A 7,868-nucleotide genomic window follows, 5' to 3' on the forward strand; every position below is an offset into this window, starting at 1 on the left:
GGGCCGGGTACCTGCCCGGGCGCCGGAGTGCTGGGCTGCTGGATGGGCGCGCCGCACGAGGCGCAAACCTGGGCGCCGTCCTCGTTCTGGGCGCCGCACTTGGGACAAAACATGATGCATTCCTTTCCGTCCGCCCCGCAGCGACATGCGCGGGGGCAGCCTCTGCCGTGGATTTCCCCTATAGCCCCATTATGCCGTTCCATGGCGACAATTAAAGCTCTGAAATGAAAAGTTTGCGTAAAAGGGCGACTCCGAAGAGCCGCCCCGAGACGATTGGATGCTGCTTGTCGGATGCTGCGGCAGGGCAAGCTATTTCTTGCCGAAGAGACCGCCGAGCATATCGCCGAGACCCTCGGTGATGCCGCCGAGGTCGAATTTGCCAGCGAGGTTGCCAAGCGCGCCTAGATCGAGACCCTCGGGCAGTTTGATGCCGCTGCCGGTGATATGCTCCTTGATGCCGTCGAGCACGCCGGAGAGATCGTTGCCCTCAAGGTGTTGACCGGTGATGCTCTCGATGGTGCCCGCCGGATCCGCGAGCAGATCCTTGATGGCTTCGGGGGCGTTGCCGATGTGCTCGACAACCTGGTCGATGATGGCCTTGGTGTCTATGATGTCCTCCGTGTCCGAAGTGGCACATACGCGCAAACTATACCGTGCGATCGCCTTGAGCGGTAGCGGTCAACCAGTCGTGTATCGACGTGATCGGCCGATACCCAGCACCACGTTATCGCTCTATATGACGACGCCGACGTTTTCGCCTGCTCGACCTGTTGAGAAAGGGGCTTGGCGTAAAACGTCGGCGTTGTGTAAAGGCGGTGCGTTGCCGCCGATTTAACTAAGCGTGTGCTACTTACGCGCGGCAATCATCTGCAGCACGCCGATGGCGATGCAGACGATGCCGGCAAGGATGTAGAGCCAGGCGCCGATGGCGTAGTCCACGGTGAGATAGCCGCCCATCTGGCTGTTCGCGGTGCTTGCCACAGCGATCACGAGAATGAAGGCAAGTGCGCCGCCCACGATGGTGAGGATGTCGCTGGCCTTACCCTTGAGGGCAAACGCGGCCACGAGCACGAGGATGCCGGCGACAAGGAACAGGACGTTCTCGAACGATCCGTCGAGGTGCGATCCGTAGACGTCGATGCCAAAGGTCATCTGCATGGCGCTCACGTTGATGATCCCCGCGAGGCCGTAGAGCGGCAGGAAGAAGCAGATGATCATCACAGCGCCGCAGATAATACGTGCAAGCGGAAGGATGCCGCCGAGATTGCCGGCAAGTGAGTTGAGCTGCGACACGCCGCCGTTCACGGGCGAGGGCGTTGGAACCGGGCCGGGCACAGGGCCGGGGGTGGGGTTGTTGGCGGGCTGCTGGATGGGCGCGCCGCACGAGGCGCAGAACTGGGCGCCGTCGGCGTTCTGAGCACCGCATTTCGGGCAAAACATAGTGCGTTCCTTTCCGTCTGTCCCGCCTGCAGTACTTGCGAGACAGCCTTGACATGGATTTCTCCTCCAACAGGCTGTCTCCATTATGCAGTGTCGAGCAGACAAAAACAGCCGGCAAATTGAAAAGTTTGCGCAGGGACGGGTGAGGTCGCCCTGCATGCTCGGTGTTTTATGCGTGACGCCGCTCGTTGAAGATGTTGCGACCTAAGTATGGACGATGTGCCGTACAATAATACGGTTCCGCAGCGGCGCACAATACATTTGCTGCTAGGTGGAAGGGTCGCAATCGACGGGACGCCGCGCGCGTCCTTGCAGGGGAGGCACATCATGGCGCAGCAGCGCGATATGTTCGACGACCTCATCGACATTACCAAAGGCTTGAGCGGCCTCACCGAGCCGTTCAGTGATCTTACGAACGCCTTTTTGGGCAATCCCGAAGCGGAGCCCAAAGAATGGAACCCGGCGGACTACAAGGAGAAGCCGCGCGCAAACACCGTGCCGTGCCTCGCCTGCCGTTCGGAGAAGAGCTCGTGCCGCGCATGCGTGAAGGCGTGCCCGGTGAACGCGATCGAGATCGAAGATGGCGGCATCGATATCCTCGATACCTGCCGTAAATGCGGGCTTTGCGCGCCGGTATGTCCCACGGAGGCGATTTACTCGCCCCAGAAGCGCCCCAAGCGCATCTACGACGCGGTGGCCGCTGCCGCGACGGCCTATGAGACGGCCTATGTGACCTGCACACGCGCGCTGAAGCGGGTTCCGCGCGAGAACGAGGTCGTGCTCGCGTGCGTGGGCGACGTCACGCCCGAGACCTGGCTTGCGATCCTCATGGACTATCCCAACGTGAGCGTGTACCTGCCGCTCGATATCTGTACCGCGTGTCGTAACGCCTGCGGCGAGGAGATGCTCGGCGAAGCCATCGCCACCGCGGAGGAGTGGTCTGGACGCGGCATGGGGCTTGAGGTGGATGCGAAGGCGCTCACCTGCACGAAGCGTCGCGAGTTCGAGCGCAAGGAGTACTTCGACAAAATCAAGCAGACCACGGGCCTTGCCATGGCGAAGTTCAATCCTGCGGCCGCGGCGGTGACTACCGTCTCGCAGCGCCTCAAAGAGCACACCAAGAAGCTTTCCGCGCTCGAGCGCTCGCTTTCCGCCGCGACGGGCGCGAACTCGCTCAAGCGTCGCCGCGTGCTCACGCAGAGCCGGCAGCTGTTGCTCTCAACGCTACAGACGCATCCCGAGCTCGCGCCGAACGTGCAGGTAAGTACGCCCGAGTGCGATTTCGAGAAGTGCACGATGTGCGGCGATTGCGTCGAGCTGTGCCCGCTGCGCGCGTGCGACCTGGTCGGTTCGGGAAACTTTACCGTGGAGTCCACGTACTGCACGGGATGCGGCCTGTGTGTCGAGGTGTGCCAGCCGGGTGCGCTCAAGATGGTCGAGCACGACGCCGCCGAGCTCGTGCTACCCGATTCCGAGGCGGAGCAGAAGGCCGCCGAGGCTGCAAAGGCGCATGAAGAGGCGGAGAAGATGAAGGCAGAGGCGAAAAAGAAGCTCGATGCCGTTCTCGATCGGGTGGAAAAGCTCGCGGATTAGCGTCGAGATACTGCTCCCCGCCCGACGGGCCTCTCTATCGCGGCCGAATTGATCCTCTTGGACGCGTTTGTGGCCAATAATAAAAGCTTGGTAACACCGATCCAGGTAAAAGGGTGGTGCGATGTGCCCAGCCGCCTGGTACACGGCTCGCTTATCTGGGCGGTAGGCGAACCTCACCGGTCTTTTCGCAGGATCGGTGTCACCAAGCTTTAGATTTTGACCATTTTGGGATTCGCGTGCCTTCGTTGGGCGTTCAAATGCTTGTAGTTTGTAGGTCGCATGGCTTCTCGCGTACAATAGATAGGTTCGAACGAGTCCGCGCCCGCGCGCCGGGTGCGCCAAGAGAGGAAGTGCCTCGTGGCTCTGTCCATCGGTATTGTCGGTCTGCCCAATGTGGGCAAGTCGACGCTCTTCACCGCCCTCACCAAGAAAGGCGGCCTCGCTGCCAACTACCCCTTCGCCACCATCGATCCCAACGTGGGCATCGTCGACGTACCGGATGACCGTTTGGGCAAGCTCGCAGATATCGTGCACCCCGGACGCATCGTGCCCGCGACGGTCGAGTTCGTGGATATCGCCGGTCTCGTGAAGGGCGCGAACCAGGGCGAGGGCCTGGGCAACCAGTTCCTCGCGAACATCCGCGAGACGGATGCGATCTGCGAGGTCGTGCGCTATTTCAAAGATCCCAACGTCATGCGCGAGGTGGGGCGCGTGGGTGAGTTCGTCGACCCTGCGGCAGACGCCGACACCATCATGACCGAGCTCATCCTCGCCGATATCCAAACGCTCGAAAAGCAGCTGCCCAAGCTCGAGAAGGATGCGAAGCGCGATAAGGAGCTCGCGCCCAAGCTCGAGATCGCGCGCCGTCTTTCCGACTGGCTCAACGAAGGCAACCGCGCCGCGACGCTCGACATGACGCCGGAGGAGCGCGCCGCCGCCAAGGGGCTCTTCCTGCTCACCATGAAGCCCATGCTCTACGTGGCGAACGTCGACGAGGACATGCTCGGGGAGGAGCTCGAGCCCATCGATGGCGTGCGTCCGATTCCCATCTGCGCGAAGATCGAGGCGGAGCTTTCCGAGCTCGACGCCGAAGAGGCGGCGGAATACCTCGCCTCGCTCGGTCTCGAGCAGCCCGGACTCGACGTACTCGCGCAGGCGGCGTACAAGCTGCTGGGCTTGCAGTCGTTCTTCACGGCGGGCGAGATGGAGGTCAAGGCGTGGACGGTGCGCCAGGGCGCGACCGCCCCGCAGGCTGCCGGCGTCATCCACTCCGATTTCGAGCGCGGTTTCATCAAAGCCGAGGTCATCGCGTACGATGATTACATCGAGCTCGGGGGCGAGCAGGGGGCGAAGGCCGCAGGCAAGCTCCGCATGGAGGGTAAGGAATACGTCATGGCCGACGGCGACGTGGTGCACTTCCGCTTCAACGTGTAGGCACGCGGGTTTCGGCATCGAGCAGATAGGTTGATTGCAATGTTCCAATACGGTCGAGTTAACGGGTACCTCACGGTTGCGCTCATAGTGGTGGGCGTGCTGCCGCTGGCCATCACCTTCTTCGTGGTGCCTCAGTTGCCGGATTCCGTAGCCATGGCGTTCAACAGCGCCGGCGAGGCCACGCGTTTCGGCAGCCGCTACGAGCTCTTCTGGGTTCCCGTGGTGAGCATGCTCCTGGCGATCGCCACGCTCATCAACGCGCGCCGTTCCGCGAATGCGAATCGCGATTCCCGCGTCGCCGAGGAGCTCGTGTACCGCCGCGGCGTGCGCAACGGCGTGGTGATCGGCGTGCTGCTCACGGCCTGCACCATCTACCTACTGTATTCCGCCTATACCGGAACGGGCATCAGCTTCGGGTTCTAGCGCGCCGGATGAGCTGGCATCACGGCGTCATTCCCGTCCTAAGAGCGCGAATAACGCAAGCGTAAGGCCGCCCGCTGCGCGCGGGGGAAAGACGCGTGCGGCGATGTCCTCGCACGCGCGGCCCGCTCCCGCGAGCGCGAGAACCGTCCCCACTTCAAGCGCAAGCGGCGTATCGTTCGGACACGCGGCGATGACGGCGGTCGAGCGGAACGTGGCGCCATGCTTTCGGCAGATGCGCGCGAGCTCGTCGGTGGGGCGAGCGGGCGCGCCGGGTAACGCGCTTGCGTCGAGTGAGATGACGTCGAAGTCGGCGAGCTGCGCCTCGGTCATGCCCTGGCGCTCGAGGTGTCGCAGAAGCTCATCCGGTTCATAGGACGTCGCGATGGCGATGTCCAGGCGGCGAGTCACAACATCCAGCGCCTTTCGTTCTGCGTCCGTTATGCGCGGCCCTCCGCCGGCAGGATCGTCGAGGTCGATGACGACGAGGTGCCATGGTTCGCGCCGGATGTTTGACATGGCATTGTGCACGAGGGTGAACTCCGGTCTTCTCACGTCGTCCATGAGCAGCCAATCTCGCTTTGAGCACGCTAGGTGTGCAAAATGCATCGAACGTAAACTATAGTTTACGCATCATGGCGGCATCTTTCGCACACTCGTGCCATGAGCGAGAAGATTGAACAGACAATTGGCCGGAATGTGCGCAGCCTGCGCGAGGCGCAGCATCTTTCGAAAGTTGAGTTTTGCCTGATGGCCGGGTTGAGCCGGCCGTATCTCAACAAAATCGAGGCTGGCGAGGCGAATATCTCGGTGAAGCAGCTCGACCGGCTCGCGCAGAGTTTGGGAATCGATGCGGCCGAGCTTCTGCGGTAGCTCCTATTCCGCCAAACGGTCGTGGTTGACGGGCTGGTAGAACAGGCGGGCGAGCTCGCAGGCGTCGCGCGTTTGAGCGAGCGCCCACATCATCTTGGCGACGATCGCCTCCGTGGTCATGTCGCCGCCGCGCAGGATGCCGGGATGTTCCGCGTAGGCTCGACCGACTTCGTACACGCCCAGGTCGAGACCTTCTTCGGGAACCTGCGTGGTGAGCACGATCGCGCGTCCCGAGCCCACCCAATCAAAGATTGCCTGCTTGAACGAGGGTTCGTCGGCGCCATAGTCTGGAATGCCGCCGAGTCCGTAGATCTCGAGTACGAGCGCGTCGTAGGCGGGCTTGAGCGCTGCGAAGAGCTCGGGGTTTAAGCCAGGTGTGAGCTTGAGCACGGCGACGCGTTCGTCGATGTGGTCGAAATGGGCGGGAGCGGAAATGTTGCCAGCGTCGGCCTCGGTGCTGGGCGTGGGCTCGTCTGCACGCGCAGGTACGCCGGAGCCCCAGGCGCCCGCCCGCACGATGCGGTCGTTGCGGATGTAGGCGAGCGGCGGGAAGTTTACGCTGGTAAACGCATTCGCGCTCATGGTGCGCTGTTTGCGGGCGCGCGTGCCCGCGATGGCGATGCCCCCGAACACGATGGAGACGTCACACGACAGGTCGTCGATTGCGTAGAGGAGACTTTGGTAGAGGTTGAGCTTCGCATCGGTGAAGGAGCTCGTCATGGGGCGCTGCGAACCGGTGAGCACGATGGGCTTTGCGCTCGCGGGGATGAGGTAGGAGAGCGCTGCGGCGGTGTAGGCCATGGTGTCCGTGCCGTGCAGCACGAGGAAGCCGTCGAAATCCGCGTATCGATCGGCGATTGCCCGCGCGATGCGCAGCCAGTCTGCGGGGCGCATGTTCGTGCTGTCTATGTTCATGAGCTGCAGCGTATCGAGGTCGCAGAGGCCGCGTACCTCCGGCACGCAGGCGGCGAGCTCTTCGCCCGAGAGCGCGGGGGAGAGCCCCCGGCCGTCTTCCGCAGACGCGATGGTTCCGCCGGTTGCGATGAGCAGGATGCGCTTCATGTCCGTCCATTCAGGTGAAAAAACCAGCCAAGCTAGATTTTATCATGTCGCGGTAGCGACCGCTTCGCCTTGACTGCTCTGTAGATTGCTTGAACACGCGGGAATCTGCTGCGGACAGCGCTACTATGCTGCTCATAGGCCAAGCTTTGCACCGCGCGGGACGAGTATGCTACCGCGCGTTCTGCCACCCGAAAGGAATGACATGAAGGCCATCATCCCCGCCGCGGGCCTGGGGACCCGCTTCCTGCCCGCGACGAAGTGCACGCCCAAGGAGATGCTGCCCGTCCTCGACAAGCCGGTCATCCAGTACGTCGTGGAGGAGGCGCTCGAGCCCGAGGAGGTCACGGACGCCATCATCGTGACGAGCCCCAACAAGCCGGAGCTCCTCAGCTACTTCCAGCCCGACACCGCCCTCGAGCAGCTCCTGCGCGCCCGCGGCAAGGCCGGCTGCGCCGACGGGGTCGCCCGCGCCGGCTCCCTGCCCGTGGACTTCCGCTTCCAGTACAGGCCGAACGGCCTGGGCCACGCCATCCGCTCCGCGGCCGACGCCGTCGCCGGCGAGCCCTTCCTCGTGCTGCTCGGCGACTACGTGGTCCCCGCGCGCGACATCTGCGGCCGCATGCTCGAGGCCTCGGCCGCCCACGGCGGCGCGTCCGTCGTGGCCGTGGCGCCCTGCGCGCCGGAGGAGGTCTCGCGCTACGGCGTGATCGCCGGCGAGTGCCTCGACGCCCCCGCGGGCGGCCTCGAGCCGGGCGCCGTGTGGCGCGTCTCCGGGCTCGTGGAGAAGCCCGCTCCGGAGGACGCCCCCTCGAACCTCTACCTCGTCGGCCGCTACCTGCTCAGCCCCCTCGTGATGGACCTCCTCGAGGACCAGGCGCCCGGCGCCGGCGGCGAGGTGCAGCTCACCGACGCCATGGCCCGCTCGCTCGAGCGCGAGGCCATGTACGCCGTGGTGGTCGACCCGCTCAGCGGCTACGACACCGGCACGCCCTCCGGCTGGATCGCGACGAACGCCCTCATGGCCGCCTCCGACCCGCGCTTCTCCG

10 protein-coding genes are annotated in these 7,868 nt (G+C 63.7%); 5 read left to right on the plus strand and 5 right to left on the minus strand.

Features of this window, described 5'->3' with window-relative positions; all coding sequences use genetic code 11:
- The 3 genes from QZ079_RS09475 to QZ079_RS06435 form a co-directional block, all read right to left on the minus strand.
- Positions 1–203: zinc-ribbon domain-containing protein (locus QZ079_RS09475; RefSeq protein ID WP_366926437.1), on the minus strand; the 203-nt coding region annotated here is incomplete at its 3' end.
- A 106-nt stretch (positions 204–309) separates the two neighbouring features.
- Positions 310–645 carry a hypothetical protein gene (locus QZ079_RS06430; protein ID WP_297036616.1) on the minus strand — a complete coding sequence of 112 codons (336 nt, stop codon included), beginning with the start codon at positions 643–645 and terminating at the stop codon, positions 310–312.
- 201 nt (positions 646–846) lie between these two features.
- Positions 847–1,440: a zinc ribbon domain-containing protein gene (locus QZ079_RS06435; RefSeq protein WP_297036619.1), complete on the minus strand. Its 594-nt coding sequence runs from the start codon at positions 1,438–1,440 to the stop codon at positions 847–849.
- A 327-nt stretch (positions 1,441–1,767) separates the two neighbouring features.
- Here QZ079_RS06435 and QZ079_RS06440 point away from each other — a divergent pair, with 327 nt between their 5' ends.
- The 3 genes from QZ079_RS06440 to QZ079_RS06450 all read left to right on the plus strand — a co-directional run bounded on the left by QZ079_RS06440 (position 1,768) and on the right by QZ079_RS06450 (position 4,890).
- Positions 1,768–3,033: a 4Fe-4S binding protein gene (locus tag QZ079_RS06440; RefSeq protein ID WP_297036620.1), complete on the plus strand. Its 1,266-nt coding sequence runs from the start codon at positions 1,768–1,770 to the stop codon at positions 3,031–3,033.
- Between the two features lie 357 nt (positions 3,034–3,390).
- On the plus strand, positions 3,391–4,467 hold the full coding sequence (gene ychF / locus QZ079_RS06445; protein ID WP_297036622.1) for a redox-regulated ATPase YchF: 1,077 nt from the start codon (positions 3,391–3,393) through the stop codon (positions 4,465–4,467).
- Between the two features lie 39 nt (positions 4,468–4,506).
- Positions 4,507–4,890 carry a DUF1648 domain-containing protein gene (locus tag QZ079_RS06450; RefSeq protein ID WP_297036633.1) on the plus strand — a complete coding sequence of 128 codons (384 nt, stop codon included), beginning with the start codon at positions 4,507–4,509 and terminating at the stop codon, positions 4,888–4,890.
- A gap of 27 nt (positions 4,891–4,917) precedes the next feature.
- On the opposite strand, the gene QZ079_RS06455 is transcribed toward QZ079_RS06450, so the two are convergent.
- Positions 4,918–5,451, minus strand: coding sequence for a hypothetical protein (locus QZ079_RS06455; RefSeq protein ID WP_297036625.1), 534 nt, complete (start codon positions 5,449–5,451; stop codon positions 4,918–4,920).
- A 99-nt stretch (positions 5,452–5,550) separates the two neighbouring features.
- On the opposite strand from QZ079_RS06455, the gene QZ079_RS06460 reads away from it, so the two are divergent.
- Positions 5,551–5,760: a helix-turn-helix domain-containing protein gene (locus tag QZ079_RS06460; protein ID WP_291289130.1), complete on the plus strand. Its 210-nt coding sequence runs from the start codon at positions 5,551–5,553 to the stop codon at positions 5,758–5,760.
- 3 nt (positions 5,761–5,763) lie between these two features.
- Here the strand turns inward: QZ079_RS06460 and QZ079_RS06465 are convergent, their stop codons facing one another.
- Positions 5,764–6,822 carry an asparaginase gene (locus QZ079_RS06465; protein ID WP_297036628.1) on the minus strand — a complete coding sequence of 353 codons (1,059 nt, stop codon included), beginning with the start codon at positions 6,820–6,822 and terminating at the stop codon, positions 5,764–5,766.
- Positions 6,823–7,024: 202 nt separating this feature from the next.
- Between QZ079_RS06465 and QZ079_RS06470 the strand changes: the two genes are divergently transcribed.
- On the plus strand, positions 7,025–7,868 hold an 844-nt coding region (locus tag QZ079_RS06470), incomplete at its 3' end, for a UTP--glucose-1-phosphate uridylyltransferase (protein WP_297036630.1).

Origin of the sequence: uncultured Enorma sp. (assembly GCA_905210055.1) — a bacterium.
Taxonomy (GTDB): Bacteria; Actinomycetota; Coriobacteriia; order Coriobacteriales; family Coriobacteriaceae; genus Enorma.